Origin of the sequence: Actinomycetospora endophytica, from assembly GCF_021026375.1 — a bacterium.
Classification (GTDB): domain Bacteria; phylum Actinomycetota; class Actinomycetes; order Mycobacteriales; family Pseudonocardiaceae; genus Actinomycetospora; species Actinomycetospora endophytica.
In genome coordinates this window covers 344,310-361,049 of sequence record NZ_JAJNDB010000005.1, presented here as the reverse complement: position 1 = coordinate 361,049, position 16,740 = coordinate 344,310, and the positions used below count along the sequence as shown (strand labels likewise).

Below are 16,740 nucleotides of genomic sequence, written 5' to 3'. Positions count from 1 at the left end.
GCCGGAGCAGTACCGGTTGGGAAGCTCCGGGTTCTAGCACCGGCCTCTGCGACCGCTGGCGGGCGGACTGAACTCAAGGCGGAGGCCGCTTTGAGGAACCACCACTGCGGTCCCGTGGGTCGATGTCCAGCCGTCGGGCAGGAACAAGTAGTAACCGCCGGACTGGAGAACGAGCTTCAGCCCTTCGTAACGGAACCGGAAGGCTGAAGTGGACTCGGGCCCGGCCGGGGTAGTGCACAAAGTCTGAGTGACTCCGGGGAGCTCGACGCCGAGGTCCGTCGTGCTGTAGAGCACGACGTCGGGGCTGCTCGCGAGGTCGCGCTCGGTCTGACGAGCCCAGCTGGTCCCGGCATCGTTCGCGTAGTCGCCGACCGCCCAGAAGAGACCGGCACCGAAAAGCAGGAAGACCACCGCCCACTCGGCGACGGCCGAAGGCGCGAGGGCACTGCTGCGCGTGCGCTCTCCTGATAGGCGCAAGAGCGTGAAGCCGGCCTCGATCATGACGACTCCGACGGACAAGCAGAGGCCACCGAGTTCGGGCGGCCAGGTCCGGGGAGCGATCTGAAAGAGGGCGACGGTGGCGACGATGAGTGGCAGGACTCCGAGCGAGCCGACGACCGGCGCGGCGACCCGGGCGACCCGCGCACGCGCGTCCGGTGCGAGCACATGAAGGAGGAGTCGCCACGCCCAGAGGGTGACTGCCGCGCAACCAACCACCGCGACGAGCGGAACGTACAAACCCGCCGCGGCGCGGGCAAGGTAGTCCTGAACGCTGAAGTTGAAGATCGTGGACTCAACATGGAGATAGCCCGTCTGCCCCACCGTGTACAAGCGTCCGAAGTAGACGAGCAGGGCCGTCACCAACGTCGTCGGCGCCACGACCGCAGCGAAGAACCTGAGCGCCATCGGTAGGCCGATGCTCGCCTCGCCGCTCGACGACGGGCCCGTTCCTCGTTCGTCGTCTCTGGACGCCGGCAACTGACGTGGTTCCTCGTGATCGGGCGACGGTTCGGCCGGAGATTCGGTCACTGGCCGCTGGTGGTCGTGATCGGCAGGCGAACCTTCGGGCGCGTTCTCGGTTCCACCGGACTCGTCGATGTCGAACCCGACGGGCCTGACGTCGACGAGGATGTCGTTGAAGTCGACGTTGACGTCTCCGGCGGCACCGACGGAGTGCTGGTGGTGCTCGCTGTGGTCGACGTTGTGCTCGGCGGGGTGGGCGTCGGTGTGGCCATGGTGATCGGCGCGGGACTCGGAGGCCGCGGCGTGGTGGCGTAGGTGCGCTCCGGGTCCACGCTCCCGCCAGCCTCGATGAGTAGATCTCTCGCTGTCGCCTCGTTGACGGAGATGGGCTGCGTGAACCGCAGAATCGCGACCGCGCCCGGAGGGGGCCTGCAGTAGACGGTATCGGTGTCAGGGTCACCGCAGGATCGAGGACTGCCGCCCGGTCCCAGAACCGGTTGTCCGTCGGCGGTGGTCTGGATCGGTGCTGGATCGAACCTCGAGTCCTGCAGATAGTTGCATGCGACAGGGGTACATGGAGCATTCGAGAGGTCAGCAGGCGACAGGTATTCCGTGGTCCACCTGTCGAGAGCAGGGTCCCAGACCTGGGTCTCGATATTCAGTGTGCTCGCCGTAGGAGCCGACGTGCTGCCGGCCGCAGATGAACTGCTCTTCGCATAGCGCCAGGCCTTTTTCTGGAAAAGCGCTTCGGCTCCGTTCATAGGCGGCGAGACGTCGTGTTGGGAGCCGTGCAGCGGACTGTTGATGGCTTCGTTCCCATCGTCGTCCGACCCGTTGGATTGTTCATCGTTGGACTGCCCCGTTCGCGAGTCCACGACGCGGAACGCCCCGATAGTGGTCGAGGCGGCCTCGACGTCAGTGACGGTCCCAGGTGCAAAGCCGGGCCAGCTCGCGCCGGAGTAGCCCTCCGGGGTCCCCGCTTCCGGCGGGCTGAGCGGGTTGGCGTCCACACACTTGACGGCGGGAACGCCATAGCTCGTCACGAGCACGGCCGTTCCTCGCTGGAGAACCGCGTCGTACGCCGTTGCATGGCCGGCCCGGTAATCGTGCTCGGTCACAGCTGTGTCGGTCCCCAGCACCAGTGGGGTCAGTTGGTTCAGGAAATCAGGTATGTCTGTGATCTGTGTCCCCTCTTCGTCGGCCCAGACCGAGGCGCGCACGGCGTCGGCCTTAAGTGCCGTGATCATGATCCCGACTCGGCAGCTCTGCGGAACCTCCTCGTCGAACAGGCCTGGGAGGTCGCCTCCGACCTTGCCGCTGACGCCGGGTGGGGCGCCGGCGGGTTGACCAACGTCCGCGCCCGCCTCGGCGACGAAGGGATAGGCGTCGGCGGCGTTCACCGGCTCGAGCGTGTTCACGGCTGCTGTTGATTCGGCCAGAGCGACGATCACGCCGCTGATCAGGAGTCCGGTGATCGCGATCGCAGCCAAGGTGAAGCCGACCGATCGTCGGGTGATGTGAATGCGCAGGGTCACGCCCATGCATCGGCCCCCCACTTCCCGCTACGGTGCCGTATCTCCGCGAGCGGAACGTCTGGCTCGGCCAGACGCGTGCGTCGGCATCCCCCGCCGACCGGCCCGAGTCTGAACAGCTCACTCGAGGAAGTCACTCTCCGAATGCCGAGCTTCCAGGAATGACCCTCGTTCGGAGTAACGAGATTCAAGAACGGGCGTCCGAAACCAACGCAATTGCACTGTTTCCTGTCCGCCACGGATCACGATCGAGTCCTCGACGTGGCGCTGCGCTCTCGTGTTGTCACTGACCGCAATATTCCCGTGCGACTACCAAGTGGGTCCTTCTGATCGCAAGGGCAGTAACTGCGTACAGAGGCTCACCGGATCCGCCCTCGAATCGGCAGGAGACCGGCCGATAGCTTCGAGACTGGGTTATCGAAGCAACGAGGGGGAAGAACATGGCTTTCGAGACGTACACGGTCAGGGCGGGAGACACCCTGACCTCGATCGCCAAGAAGTTCGGCACAACGGTGGATGCTCTCCTGGCGATCAACCCGGACATCACGGATCCCAACAAGATCTTCGTCGATCAGGTCATCAACATCAGGCAGAGCTCTCAATCCGGAGGGGACAGCACCATGACCGACTTCGCGATCGTCGTGAACATCAACGGAGACACGGCACGCAGCTCCGACAACAACATCAAGGTGAACCGGGTCAACACCGGCATCTACAGCGTGACGTTCCCGCAGGACATCAGCCGTTGGTTGTGGCAGGCAACCCTCGGGGCGGCGGACGATTCCGACCAGCAGCCGGGTTCGGTGACGACCCAGCTCGGCGCGATGGGAGCCAACCACGTCGTGACGGTCCACACCTTCGACGCCGGCAACAACTTCATCGACAGGCCGTTCCACCTACGCGTCCACGACCTCTGATCTCCGACGGGCGGGTCCGATGACGGGCCCGCCCGCCGACGAGGTCTGTTCCGAGGCGTTCGCTGCCTGAGCTCAGGACGGCGGCGCCAGGCAGATGCGGACGTAGTAGTAGAACGCGGGAGCGTGGGTGGCGTCGGGCGTGGTGGCCGTGTTCGCGGCAGCGCTGACGATGTCGTCGGCGTCCTTGCCGATCCCGTACCCCCAGGTGCTCCACTCGACGAGCCCTCCGAACTCGGGTGAAAACCGCTTGGCCGTCACGGTCTCGATCGCCTGGACCGTCGGGGCTCCGATCTGGACCCACGCGGGCTCGCCCGCGTTCTCGGCCTCCTGCTGCTCCGAAGGCTGGAGCTGATCGAGGAGCGCGTTACAGGCAATGTCCTTGACGACGTCGCGCCCGACCGTCTGGAGGTCCGCCTCCACCTGGGGGTACTGAGTCGATGCGGCCGCCGTCGCATCGATGGCGGCGCCGCCGGCGTTGTCGGCCGTCAGGGCGCTCGCGGCGAGCGTAGTGGCCGCCTGCCGTGCTTTCAGGGTCCGCACGAGTGGCGCGACCTGCGGGTCGACGGTCGGCGGGGGAGCCGACTGCAGGAGGTGGTCGAGATCGGCGGGTCGCACGCCGGCCGGGGCGTCGAGCAACGGCTTGGATTCGGCGATCACGCGTCCCTCCGGCACTCCTTCGTCCGCGACACGGGCGGCTTCCTCGAGCCAGGCAGTGAACGCGTTCGTCTGCAGACTCGCCGAAGCAGCGGCTCCACCACTGGCGCACGCCGTCAGGGTCAGACCCGCCGCGCAGGTCGCGGCAACGACCGCGGCGCGGACTCCTCGCTTCATGTGTGTTCCCCCCAAGCAATCCCGCACCGTCGCGGTGCTCAAGGAGAGACCGACGCCATTTCACCGGGCTTTCAAGCCACCGGGGCAGTGAAGGCCGGGGTCGAGGCCGGACGCCGACGCCCGTCCTGAGCAGAGGTGGACCGCCCGGATGGCCGGACAGCGACTGCCATCCGCAAGGTCCCCCAACACCGCGGCCTGGGCCGCCGGAGCGGCCTTTGCCGAGACATGCGCCGGGCACGACGACGAGGCCCGGGAGCATTCTCGCGGAGTACCTGCGGCGCACGAGAAATCCGGCGATGTGGTTCGCACCGGCGGCGAGGGCGATCGCTGCCGGCGCCGCCTTCAACCTTCGCGATGCGCGCGTCGCAGCCCACGTGCGGGAGACGGTGCCTGCCGACCCCGACGCCGCGGTGCTCGTCGGGTTCGGCGGCGCGGTGCTCGGCCCGGTCACCCAGTACACGGGGCTCGCGGCGTGGACGCTCGGCCACATCCCGACGGCCCGCCGGGATGTGTCCGCGGCTGTCGCGCTCTCGGATCGCGCCGGTTGGCGGCCCTGGGCCGCGGCGGCCCGTGCGTGCCTCAGAGCGCTCGACGATCCGGAGGCGCCGTTGCCCCTGGGCCTGCGCCGCTGAAAACAGCGGGTGCGACGTCGACCAGTCGTTGAGCTGCGCCAGGGTCAGGTTTAGGCCGGTAGAGCACGATGAGTGCGCCGTTGGGAGGATCTGGTCCGACGATTCACTGACTCGCTGTCATATTCGTGCTCTGGTCGATGAAGACTTCCGGGGGGCGGAGCGATGTCTCGGACTGTGCGTCTGGCGTTGGTCATGAATGGCGGGATCAGTCTTGCGGTCTGGATGGGGGGAGTCGCGAAGGAGCTCGATCTCGCGGCCCGCGCATCGCAGGGCCGACGCGGCGGACTCGCGGACGACGACCTGCCGCAGTACGAGCGGTGGCGCAGGATCTGTGCCGATTCGGACACGACGGTCGAGATCGACATCGTCGCCGGTACCAGCGCCGGCGGACTCAACGGCACGATCCTGGCCACGAGCTACGGCCTGGGCACGACCCTTCCCGACCTCAAGCAGATGTGGCAGGAGAGCGGCAGCATCTCGCGGGGCAAGCTCCTGCCGCCGAAGAAGGCCTCGTCATCGGTCCTGGACGGCGGCTTCTTCCAGAAGACGGTCGGCGAGGTCCTCTGCGGGATACGCGACAGCAGCGATTCGGGCGCGCCGTCGTCACCGGTCACCCTGTTCGTGACCAGCACGGCGCTCGGAGACCATCGGCGCGCCTACGCGGACTCCTTCTCGCAGGGCTTCCTGTCACCGGACCACCGGCGCGTCTACCGGTTCCGGTCGCAGCCGCCGTCGGGCGAGGGGAACGAGTTCGAGACGAGCTTCGGGGCGCTGGCGCCCGCGGCGCGGGCGTCGGCCGGCTTCCCCGTCGCGTTCGCGCCGATCGAGGAGCCCACGGCGCTTCTCGACCGTGCGATCGGGCCTCAGGACTTCACGGACCGGTTGATGGACGGCGGCGTGCTCGACAACGCCCCCTTCGGTCCGGTGCTCGACGAGATCGTCGCTCGTCCCGTCGACGGCGACGTCCAGCGGATCGTGGTCTACGTCGTCCCGTCCGACGGCGGCGGTGGCGTCCTGCCTGCTGCGTCCGCGATCGGGACCGACGAGCCGTCGTGGTTCACGGTGCTCCGTTCGGCGTTGACCTTTCCCGGCGAGGCGGACTTCCGTGACGACCTCGACGACCTCACCAGGATCTTCTCGACGGCCGATGCCCAGCGCGGCGCCGCGCTGAGCGCCCTTCGCGCTGCCGTGGACCCGGCCGTGAGCAAGGACGTGATCGCCGCGCTCAGGGCCGGCAGCAGCTTCCTGCGCGCGCAGTACCGGTTGCAGCAGCCGCACTACGACGTCGCCGCGTTCGTCGACCGCATCCAGGGACGTACCGAGAACGTGATCCGGCTGGAGCCCCTGCTCAGCAACCCGACGCCGGGCGCTTCCGTCGAGCCTCCGGTCTCGGCGGAGGACCTCGCGATGTACGGGCACTCGGCAGCGGAGCGGATGGTCCGCAACCTGCTCGCCGATCTGCGGGGACGCCTCCACGAGCGCGGCACTACCGCGGCCCTGAGTGCGGGAGCGCGTGAGGTGAGCAGGGCGCTCGGGGGGCTGGTCGAGGAGCGGGAACGCATCGAGGACGGGGTCGTCGACGAGGCGAAGGATCCAAGACCGGGTGGTCCGGTGATCGGCGAGATGGTGAGTCGCGCGCTCGAGCAGGGGAGTCGGACACGCCGTACCGAGCTCTCGCGCGCCATCGATGCCTATGCGAGCGCGGTGGGCACGACCGTCGAGGTCGTCACCGAAGCCGTCGTCGCCGTCGAGATCGTCAGCCAGGCCCTGGCGCCGCAGGTCCGCTCCGCCCCACCGCCCTTCCAGCTGCTCCGCCTCGGACCGGACAACGACAGCCCCCTGGCTCCGAGCGCCGCGGGTTTCGGGGACAAGAAGCTCTACGGCACCCGTCTCGGGCACTTCGGCGCCTTCGGCCACGCGGAGTGGCGCGCCTGGGACTGGGGTTGGGGCCGACTGGATGCGGCCGCGCAACTGGGCCGGGCGCTGGGACTGGATTCCACCGACATCCTGGAGCTCCAGCAAGGCATCTGGGATGTCGAGGGAGCCGGACAGGACCTCGACGTCGAGACGAAAGCGGTCGGGAACCGCACGGAGATCGACCTACGCCATGAGATCGACAGCAACACCGTGAACGGTCTGCTCGACAGCACCGCTCGGATGCTGCGCGCGGCGCACACAGACCAGCCGAAACCCATCGCATTCGTGGCCCCGAAGGTCGGCACCATGCTGCGGACCCGGCTCACGCTCAACCCGTTGTGGCTGGTCCCGGGGGTCATCGTCCGTCGCAAGCTCCGCGGGTTCTTCCTCGGCCCACGTCGGTCGGACTGATTCCGAACGGCCGGGTTCCCGTCCCGTGGTGGTGAGCAGCCGACGCCTCCCGGAGTGATCACCAGCGACCGAGGGGGTCACGCGCTCCGTACCCGCGACGGCACGTCGTCCCCAGCCTGCCGCGGCGCCGGGATGGCGCACTCGGACCGGCACGCGGCCAACGTCCGCCCGTCGACGGTGCCTCGCCGGCCCATCGACACCCACGGCGCTGTCGCCCACGCCGCCACGCCGAGAGCTCCCACCACGACGATTCCCACCACGATCTTCACGGCGTCCCCCAACCCCGCTGACGCGATACAACCCGTAGTAGAGCGTGCGCCGCTTTCAGTGGCCTGTCACTTCGCCACACGGAGATCGTCGCGCAATGAAGAGGACTCTCTGGAATCAGCGCTGAGTAGCATCAATTCGCCCATATAGCCGCATGCATGCCTTCCCGAACGTCGTACTCTTCCGCCCCAGGTGCTCACTCATCGTGACATCTGGGGGGAACCATGACGTTCGTGCGAATCCGCCTGCTCGGGGAGGTGGCGGTCGAGCGGGATGCGGCCGCGGTATCGCGGCGCAGCCGGAACCACGCGGCGCTGCTCGCGCTCCTGGCGGTCCATGCCGGCCAGCCCATCGCCGGCGACCTGCTCATCGACGAGGCGTGGGGCGAGGATCTGCCACAGAACCCTCGTGGCGCCCTGCAGATCGCGCTCACCCGACTCCGGGCCTGGCTGGGGGAGCGGCCCGAGCCGTGGATCACCGCCCGCGGTGGGCTGTACACGCTCCACCTCGACCCGGACGCGGTCGACCTCCTGCACTTCCAGCGCCTCGCCGACGAGGCGGCCCGCGGCGCCGACCTCGCGAAGTACGACGACGCCCGCGTCGTCTGGCGCGGCACACCGTTCCCCGGGATCGAGTCGGTCCGGCTCACCGAGGCCCGCCGCGGCGCCGAGCAGCGCCGGCGCAACCTGACCGTCCGTCATGCCGAACTCCTGCTCCAACAGGAGCGCCCCGGCGACGTCGTCGACCTCCTCGCCGGCGAGGACCGAACCGACGAGGAGCTCTCGGCGCTGCTCATCGGCGCCCTGAAGGACCGCGGCCGGCACCGGGACGCCGTCGACACCTATCTCGAGGTCCGGCGCCGGCTGCGCGACGAGCTCGACGTCGAGCCCGGCCGGGAGCTCCGAAAGCTCTACGGCTCGCTCGCCACGCTCAGGCCCCGGCCCGCCACCACGAGGCCGCCGGCAATCGTGGGCCGTCAGGCCGTCGCCGGAACCGTCCTCGACGCGCTGCACGACGACGGCCGGATGATCGTCCTGCACGGCCGGGCGGGGGCAGGGAAGACCGCTGTCCTGCGAACCGTCGTCCACGCTGCCGGCGCCCGCGGGGCCCGGACCGCCGCGAGTGCCTGGGGCGAGAACGACGCCCCCGCCGCCCCGTGGCACGAGGTGATCGACGACCTCGAGATCCGCGGGGCGGTCTCGGACCGCGACCTCGGTCCCTGGGTCCACGAGCAGCTCGGACGGCTCGCCGCCGAAGCGCCGTTGTTGATCGCGCTCGACGACGCCCACCGCGCCGACTCCGCCTCGCTCGACGTCCTGCGTGCGCTCGCTCGTCGCGGCCTGCCCGCCGGGGTGGTGGTCGTCGTCGCGGCCCGGACCCCCGACGCCGTCGAGCACCCGCACTGGGACCGCGCCCGGGCCGACCTCACCACCCACAGCGACGTGACCACCCACGAGATCGGCCCGCTCGCACCGGACGCCGTCGCGACCCTCGTCCGGCGCCGCCTCGCCGCCCTTGTACCCGACGACGACCTCGTCGCTGCGGTCGTCGAGCGGTCCGGTGGCCTCGCGCTCCACGTCACGGCGTTGCTCGACCTGCTCGGTCGGTGCACCACCCGACACCAGGCCGCTCGGGCGATCACCGAGGTCCCCGAGCAGGTGCGCGCCGTCGTCGGGCACCAGGCCGCCCAGCTCCCGGACTCGACCCGCTGCGCCGTCGAGGCCCTTGCCGTCCTGCGTCCCATCGACCTGACCGGTCTCGCCGCGGTGCTCGGCCGCCGAGCGCTCGAGGTGTCCGAGGACCTCGAGGTGGCCGCGCGGGCGGGCCTCGTCGTCGGCGAGCGCGACCGCTACGTGCTGCGCCACGACCTCGACGCCGACGGCCTGCGCGCCGGAGTCGCCCCGGTCCGCGCCGCGCACCTGCACCTCGCACGCCTCGACGCGCTCGACGGCGACGCCGACGTCTTCACCGTCCTGCGCCACAGCGAGGGTGCGACGTCGTTGCTGCCGGCGGCCCGGGTGGCGACGGCGCGGGTGGCGGCCGGCGCGGAGTCCTACCGGCGGCGAGCACTGCCCGAGGCGCTCGCGCTGCTCGACGCGGCGCTGCCGGCCGTTCCCGACGACGCCCGGGCCCGGCTGCTCGCTCATCGGGCGCTCTGCCTCTCTGCGCTCGGGGTGGCCGACGGCGAGGATGCGGACGAGGCGCTCGACGAGGCCCTCGCCGTCGCGATGGCCGCCGGCGACGACGAGCTGGCGGTGCAGGTCGCGATCGGCGACGAGCCGCTGGGCCTGTCGGTTCAGGGCGATCCGCGCCGCTACGCGCGGCTGTGCCGTCTGCTCGACCGGCGGCTGCCGCCGGCGCGACGGCTCGACCTGCTCGTGGCCACCGTTCGTGAAGCCGAGGCCACCGCCCAGGACGCGGCGCCCGCGCTCATCGGCGAGGCGCGGGCGCTGGCGGACCGGATCGCCGACGACGACCCGCGGGCGCAGGCCCGGGTGCGTGCGCTGGAGGCCCGCGAGCTGGTCGACGGTTGCCGGCCGGCCTTCGAGCGGCTCGCCGTCGCCGCCGACGCGCACCGGCTCGCCGTCGCCACCGGTGACCCGTCGTTGCACCTCGACGCGACCGAACTGCTCATGAGCGCCGAGCTGACGGTCGGGCACACCGAGCGCGCCCACAAGCTGCGGGTGGAGCTCGAGACCGCGGCCGAGCGGTGGTTCCGCCCGCGCTCGATCTGGGCCGCGCAGGTCACCGAGGCCGCGATGCTGCTGGCCGAGAGCGACCCGGGCGCCGATGCCGCGGCGGAGCGCGCCGCCGAACGGGGTGGGGCGCTCGGACTGCCCGGCGCACCGCTCGCCGCCGGCGCTCACCTGCTGGTCAAGCACCTGCTCGCCGGCACCGTCGCGGAGATCGCCGAACTCGCGGCGTACGCCGCGGCCCGGTCGCCCAACACCGCGGCGTGGTCCGCCGGAGCCGCCTTCGCAGAGTCCTGTGCAGGGCACGACGACGAGGCCCGGGCACATCTGGCCGAGTACTCGCGTCGCACCGTCAACCCGGCGATGTGGTTCGCCCGCGCGGCCCGGGCTGTCGCCACGGCGGCCGCCTTCAACCTGCGCGACACCGCGGTCGCTGCGCACGTCCGCGAGGTCCTGCCCGCCGATCCCGACAGCGCGGTGCTGGTCGGGTTCGGGGGAGCGGCGGTCGGGCCGGTGACGCTCTGGACCGGCCTCGCCGCGTGGACGCTCGACGACGTCACGACGGCGGGTCGTGACTTCGCGGCAGCGGTCGGGTTCGCCGACCGGGCGGGGTGGCCACCGTGGGCGGCGGCGGCCAGACGATGCCTCCTCGCCGTCGAGGACCCGCGAGCGCCGTTGCCGCTGGGCCTACGCCGCTGAGTGAGACACCGGCACCCCGAGGCCGGTCAGCCGTTCGACCGCCACCTTGCCCAGACGGCGACCCAGCCGGTGATAGGCGTCGAACTGGGCCGCGTCGAACCACTGGTCCGCGGTGGAGTCGTACGGGAAGTCAGGGTTCGACGCTGCGTAGGCGAGGACCTCGTAGGGCAGGTCGAGCGTCAGCCGAGCCTTCACGACGACGAGCGTGCCGTCCCAAGCAGGGCCCAGCGGTCCCGCGGGGTAGTGGATCGTCCCGGTGACGACGGCGCTCGACGAGAACCTCGGGAGGAGGGATTCCCACGGCTGCGGCAGGTCGCCGTCGGCGAGGACCGAGCCGGGGGCGAGGGCATCCGGATCGTCCAGGTCGATCGTCACGCCGAGTTCGGTGTCGGCGAGGGTCATCGCGTCGATGAGCGTGGTCGGGTACGGCGGGGTGTCGTTGCTCGAGTCGACGACGACCACCGTCTCGCATCGGTGCCGCAGGGCCTCGACGAGGCCGAGGTTGTCGTAGTGCCCTCCGTCGGTGATCAGCAGGAGCGGATCGTCGACGGGGTGGCTGCCGAACACCTCCCGCGCGTGGTAGCTCTCGCTGCGTACGCGGGGCAACCGACGACGGGTCCAGCCTCCGGCAACGGCGGCATCCTGGCCCAGCCGGACCGGATTGGGCAGCCAGGCGCCGAGACGAGCATTGCTGAGGGCCAGCAGTACCTCGAAGGGTTTGCTCACGACGCCCATGGCGGACGCGAATGCGGCGCCGGAGATCGCGACAGCGCCGAGGAGCGTGAGGTCGCCGCGATAGCAGGGCGGTGAGTTGTCGATCAGTGCCTCTGTCGGTACGTATCCGACGTGCGCCCCTCCGACCCAGTTGCTGCTGAAGGTGTACGGGACCGGGCGCGTCGCGACCCCGGGCTCTTTCACGTGTGCCGTAGCAACGAAGACGAATCTCGGATAACCGTCGACCGAGGTTGCGTAGGTGGACAGTTTCGTCCGTTCGTCATAGCCGTATGGCACGGCGTCGGGACCCTCTCGGCGCGAATACAGGGAGTTCAACCGGCGACGATAGAAGGGGTGGAGACTGGCGCTGGTCTGGTCGAAGAACTTGGCCGCGACCCCGGCGACCACGACGCCTGCCGCGAGGCCGTAGAGAAGCAACGGCCGGTCGCCGCGCGACTGGACCACCGCATCGAGCGTCGCCGCCATCCCGAGCAGCATCCCGAAGACGATCAGCGCGACGACGATGACCACCACCACCGGCCAGACGTACTGTGTCGCCTTCGCCAGGGAGCGGCCCGACGGAGCCCCGGAGGACGCCTTCGACCCGAGCGTCTTGAGGGTCGTCAGCACACTCCCGATCACGCCGACGGACCCCGTCAACTTCGCGACATCCGGACGCCAGATCACCAGTTCGACGAGGGCGGGCACGAGCATCGTCACCACGGCGACGAGCAGCGTCAGGCCGGCGACGACCCAGGCGGCGCCTCGCCACCGCGGGTGCGGCTCTCCGGTCAGACCCTCCACCGCGCCCGCGATGAGCCAGAGCAGCACCGTCAGGACGAGCAGCGCTCCGATCGTCCACGTCGCGCCCGGAGAGTGATCCGTCGGAAGGGGGTCTCCCCCCAACGGAGATCTCAGATCGAAGGCGTGCGCGAGGCCCGGTCCCGCGATCCGGAACTCCCGGTAGAACAGGCCGAGCAGCAGGCCCACCCCGACGGCGAGGGACGCGAGCAGGAACAGTGCGTACAGCAGGTGCGCGAGCACGACGCCGAGGGCCCTGACCCACTGCACCGCTCCCTGAGCGATGTAGTCACCGTGGGCGTGCATGTAGGCGAGCTCGGGGGTGCTCTCGGAGTAGGCGTCCGGAGACAGCGCTCGTGCGCCGTTGCCGGTTCCCGGACGCTGCATGGCGAGGCGGAGTGCCCCCGTCATGTAACCGCCACCGGAAACCGAGAAGAGGTAGCCGGCGTCGGTGAGTCGTCCATTCGCGCGGAGGACCTGGAGGGCTCCGAGGGTCACGCATGCCGATCGGATCCCGCCGCCGGAAACGCACACGCCGGGCCTGCGGGCCGGACGATCGCCTTCGACCCGGACGACGTCCGGTAGGTATCCGCGCGGCTCCCCCGTGACAACCGAGCCCGGCACGACGCGGCACAGTGAGGATCGTCCTGGCGGGCGAAGCATTCGCCCGCCGATCAGCAGGAGGGTCACGATGGCGGCGCCTGCCGTCGGTACGAGCAGAACCAGCTTGAGGGTGTCCGCCGCGGCGGCGACCACCCACCAGGCATTCTGGTCCGGAACTGCGGCGAGTCCGAGGAGCCCGCGATCGACGGCGAGGTTCTCCCCGACATCGAGCAGGCCTGCCACGACGGCAATGCCCGCAAGGCCGCCCGCAGCGCGCCGCGCACTGGGCCCGGCGAAGCACTGCCACCCGACGACCAGGACCAGCACGAGAAACGTCGTGTAGCCCGCGATGAGCCGGTAATCGGCGGCCAGCGCGTCCTGGAACGGTGCGATGCTTCCTACCTCGGCCACGATCGCCCGCGCCGCATCGGCGGTGCCGGACAGCTGCAGCTCGGGCAGGCCCTCAACCTGCCCGCGGTATGCGAGCAGCCCGGCCACCAGTGACGCGATCGCGCCGACCATGACGACCAACGCCAGCGGTCGCGGCGGCACCCATCGAGGGTGAGGCGGCGGGAGTGGTCGGTGAGCTGCGGGTCCCGCCGGCAATTGAGGCGTCGGCGCCGGCCCGCCGCTCGGTGGCAGCGCCTGTTCGCGGGTCCGTGACAGCACCGAACCCAAGATGATCATTCCGAACCCGAAGGTGCGTCTTGACTGCGTGGCCACCGAGCCCCCCTCGTGCTGAACGCGCTGCCAATAGTGAGCCACGCCACACTTTCAGGGGCCTTTCACTTTCGGCTCGGACCGTGTCGGGTCGAGGAGCACCTCGAGGACCAGGCCGAGCGAGCTGACCAGCAGACCGAGCACCACCGGCCCGACGACGATCACCCCGACCACGATGTCGGTGACGTTCCCCGTGAACAGAGCGGCGACGAGGTCGTGCGCGACGGCCCACCAGACCAGCGCCCCGCCCACGAGGAGACCGATCCCACCCGCGAGGCTGACCGCGCCGTACACCGCCAACCACCGTGGCTCGCCGTCCTCACGAGGACGTCGTCGCAGGAAACGACCCAGCGCGGTCCGGGCACGGGGCGAGAGCTCGGGCTCGTCGAGGTAGTCCGACAGCGCCCAGTGCCCGTCGACCTCGAGGATCGGCAGCAGGTTGGTGACGATGTCGACCACCCCGACGACGGCGAGCCGCCACGCCACGGCGACGACCAGCACTGGAGCCCAGAGGTGAGCGACGATCGCGAGCAGCGAGACGGTGACGGCGTCGACCGCGAGCCCGCCGCGCCGTACGCCCCCGTCCCGACGGCCGCACCTTGCGATGGCCTCGAGCGCACCTGTCGTTGCCATGAGTCCCCTTGGTCGTCACTCCCGTTCGCGGGAATGAGCGCAAGGGGCGCTTTCATCGGGCTTTCACGCCTGTCGCAGAGCGGGACAACCCGTACGGCCTTGTACCTTCCAACTCGAACCGCTCGACGGCGCCGACGGGTTCACCGTGCTGCGTGACGCGGCGGGTGCGGCGCCGCCACAGCCGGAGGCCCTCGCGCTTCTCGACGCCGCCCCGGCCAGCTGTTCCCGACGACGACCGGCCGCGGCGGCTCGTCCACGGTGCAGGCACTGAACAGCACGGATCCGGACCAGACCCCCGCCCTCGACGCGGCTCTGGAGGCCGGCGACGACGAGCTCGCGGTGCTGGTCGCGATCGGTGACGAGCCGCTGGGACTCTCCGTCCTCGGTGATGCCCGACGACTCGCTCGGCTGCACCGCCTCGACGGCCGGTCGCTGCCGCCGCGGCGCCAGCTCGACCTGCTCGCCGCGACGATCCGCGAGGCCGGAGCGGCGCGGGAGGACATCGTCGCGCTGGTCGAGCAGGCTCGGGCGCTGGCGGACGCGGTCGCCACGGACGACCTCGAGACGCAGGCCCGGATCCGCGCGCTCGAGGCCCGCACCCTGGTCGACCAGCCGTATCCGGCCCTCGACCGGCTCGCCGTCGCCCTCGACGCCCACCGGCTCGCGGTCGCGACCGAGGACCCGTCCCTGCAGCTCGACGCCACCGAGCTGCTGATGACCGCCGAGCTCGCCGTCGGGCACACCGAACGTGCCCACAAGCTCTGCCAGGAGCTGGACACCGAGGCCCAACGCTGGTCCCGGCCGCGGTCCCTCTGGGCGGCGCGGGTGGCCGACGCCGCGATGCTGCTCGCCGAGGGCGATCCCGGGGCCGAGGCCGCCGCGGAGCTGGCCGCCGAACTGGCTCTGCCGTCCGCACAGATCGCCGCGGGCGCGCACCTGCTGGTGTCGCGTCTGCTGGAGGGTCGGGTCTCGGAGCTCGGGACCCTGGCCGCGTACGCCTCGTCGCAGTCGCCGAATACCGCCGCCTGGGCCGCGGCGGCGGCTCTCGCCGAGGTCTGCGCAGGTCACGACGACGAGGCCCGGGCTCACCTCGCGGAGTACGTCCGGCGGGCGGCGACCGGGCGGGTGTGGTTCACGCGCGCTGCGGCCGCGATGGCCGCCGGCGCGGCGTGCGGGCTCGGCGACAGCGCTGTGGTCGCCTCAGTACGCGAGGTCCTGCCCGCGGACCCGGATGCTGCAGTACTGGTCGGGTTCGGGGGAGCGGTACTCGGCCCGGTGACGCTGTGGACGGGGCTCGCGGCCTGGACGCTCGACGACGAGGCGACGGCGCGGGCCGACTGGTCAGCCGCAGCCGCCCTGGCCGAGCGGGCCGGCTGGGCGCCGTGGTCAGCAGCGATCCGTCAGTTGCTCACAGTTCTCGATGATGGAGTGGCACCGTTGCCGTTCGGACTGCCGCGCAGAGGCCGGATGACGGGTGCACCGGGATCGATCATCCCTTGAGTGGATCTTCGTTGACCTCCACGCCGAGCAGCAACTCCTGACTGCTCAGGCGGTGGCAGAGGCCGCGCGCACCAACTCATCTTGGTGGGTGAGCACGCCCGCCTCGAGGCACTGTCGGAGCGCGCCGTCCAGATCAGACTTAGTACCGTTCTCGGGGGTGTGAGGACCTCTGTGATCGAGGCGATTCGTGAACTGCTCGTCGCGTATCCACTGGAGCCAGGTCGCCTCGACGGCCGGAATCCGACCGAGCGCGCACAGGACGTCGGCAGCGGCCCACACACCGAGGATCCGTGGGCGCCGCCCTGGGACCGTGAGGTGGGCGATGGCGGCGTCGCGGCACTGGTCGAGGACAGGTCCGGTGAGAGTATGGATCAGTCGGTCGGCCTCGTATCTCCACCGCGGCCGGCTCGCGAGGGTCTCGAACCACCAGCCCAGTGCCTCAGATCGCAGGGTCGCGCCGCTGTCGAAGATGGTGATCGGATACTTCTCCGCTACATCGGACGGTTCCTCCAAGAGGCGTTCGACGACGGGTCGGTATCGACGGTCGTCCGCCAGCTCGATGGCCACGGTGATGATCGCGCAACGGCCAGGAAGGGTGGACTCGGGAATCAACATCTCCATTCGGGGTGCGAGTAGGTCCCCGGGGGGTCGGAGCGCCACCAGTGCATCGCAGATCGTGGTCGACACGCCGCCCCGGAGGGCGGCCGCCGCGAACTCTTCAATCGATTCGGTCGCGCTACTCGTCATAGCTCCCCCTCAGAGCGGTGCGCGACAATCCTCGACATGGTCATGGGTACCGGATAGAAGCCATATGGGCTATTCGCCCTGTTTCAGTGCCAGCTACGGGTCGCAGGTCACGGTTCAGCGTCCCCCGCACCGTTCAGGGCGACTTCCTCGAGCGGAGACG

The 16,740-nt window shown here is 70.3% G+C and carries 11 protein-coding genes; 5 read left to right on the top strand and 6 right to left on the bottom strand.

Annotated features, from left to right (window positions below; translation table 11 throughout):
- Positions 1–33 precede the first annotated feature (33 nt).
- Together LQ327_RS22640 and LQ327_RS22635 are read right to left on the bottom strand one after the other, a co-directional pair.
- Positions 34–1,029 carry a hypothetical protein gene (locus LQ327_RS22640; RefSeq protein ID WP_230738029.1) on the bottom strand — a complete coding sequence of 332 codons (996 nt, stop codon included), beginning with the start codon at positions 1,027–1,029 and terminating at the stop codon, positions 34–36.
- Positions 1,026–2,504 (bottom strand): DUF6777 domain-containing protein, encoded by a 1,479-nt coding sequence (locus tag LQ327_RS22635; protein ID WP_230738028.1) that lies wholly within the window; start codon positions 2,502–2,504, stop codon positions 1,026–1,028. Before LQ327_RS22635 ends, LQ327_RS22640 begins: the two co-directional genes overlap by 4 nt.
- Positions 2,505–2,935: 431 nt before the next feature.
- Here LQ327_RS22635 and LQ327_RS22630 point away from each other — a divergent pair, with 431 nt between their 5' ends.
- Positions 2,936–3,412 (top strand): LysM peptidoglycan-binding domain-containing protein, encoded by a 477-nt coding sequence (locus LQ327_RS22630; RefSeq protein WP_230738027.1) that lies wholly within the window; start codon positions 2,936–2,938, stop codon positions 3,410–3,412.
- A gap of 72 nt (positions 3,413–3,484) precedes the next feature.
- Here the strand turns inward: LQ327_RS22630 and LQ327_RS22625 are convergent, their stop codons facing one another.
- Complete coding sequence (locus LQ327_RS22625; protein ID WP_230738026.1) at positions 3,485–4,285, bottom strand: hypothetical protein; 801 nt, start codon at positions 4,283–4,285, stop codon at positions 3,485–3,487.
- Between the two features lie 344 nt (positions 4,286–4,629).
- On the opposite strand from LQ327_RS22625, the gene LQ327_RS22620 reads away from it, so the two are divergent.
- From LQ327_RS22620 to LQ327_RS22610, 3 genes are all read left to right on the top strand, one after another.
- Entirely contained in the window at positions 4,630–4,875 is a 246-nt protein-coding gene (locus LQ327_RS22620; protein ID WP_230738025.1) for a hypothetical protein, read from the top strand.
- Between the two features lie 162 nt (positions 4,876–5,037).
- Complete coding sequence (locus LQ327_RS22615) at positions 5,038–7,203, top strand: DUF3376 domain-containing protein (protein WP_308286359.1); 2,166 nt, start codon at positions 5,038–5,040, stop codon at positions 7,201–7,203.
- 491 nt (positions 7,204–7,694) lie between these two features.
- On the top strand, positions 7,695–10,862 hold the full coding sequence (locus LQ327_RS22610) for a BTAD domain-containing putative transcriptional regulator (RefSeq protein ID WP_230738023.1): 3,168 nt from the start codon (positions 7,695–7,697) through the stop codon (positions 10,860–10,862).
- Here LQ327_RS22610 and LQ327_RS22605 read toward each other — a convergent pair.
- Together LQ327_RS22605 and LQ327_RS22600 are read right to left on the bottom strand one after the other, a co-directional pair.
- Positions 10,851–13,532, bottom strand: a complete 2,682-nt coding sequence (locus LQ327_RS22605; protein ID WP_230738022.1) for a hypothetical protein — start codon at positions 13,530–13,532, stop codon at positions 10,851–10,853. The genes LQ327_RS22610 and LQ327_RS22605 overlap by 12 nt on opposite strands.
- A 222-nt stretch (positions 13,533–13,754) precedes the next feature.
- Complete coding sequence (locus tag LQ327_RS22600) at positions 13,755–14,333, bottom strand: hypothetical protein (RefSeq protein WP_230738021.1); 579 nt, start codon at positions 14,331–14,333, stop codon at positions 13,755–13,757.
- 258 nt (positions 14,334–14,591) lie between these two features.
- On the opposite strand from LQ327_RS22600, the gene LQ327_RS22595 reads away from it, so the two are divergent.
- Positions 14,592–15,833 (top strand): hypothetical protein, encoded by a 1,242-nt coding sequence (locus tag LQ327_RS22595; RefSeq protein ID WP_230738020.1) that lies wholly within the window; start codon positions 14,592–14,594, stop codon positions 15,831–15,833.
- A 45-nt stretch (positions 15,834–15,878) separates the two neighbouring features.
- Here LQ327_RS22595 and LQ327_RS22590 read toward each other — a convergent pair whose 3' ends face one another.
- Entirely contained in the window at positions 15,879–16,580 is a 702-nt protein-coding gene (locus LQ327_RS22590; protein ID WP_230738019.1) for a hypothetical protein, read from the bottom strand.
- Between the last annotated feature and the right edge of the window lie 160 nt (positions 16,581–16,740).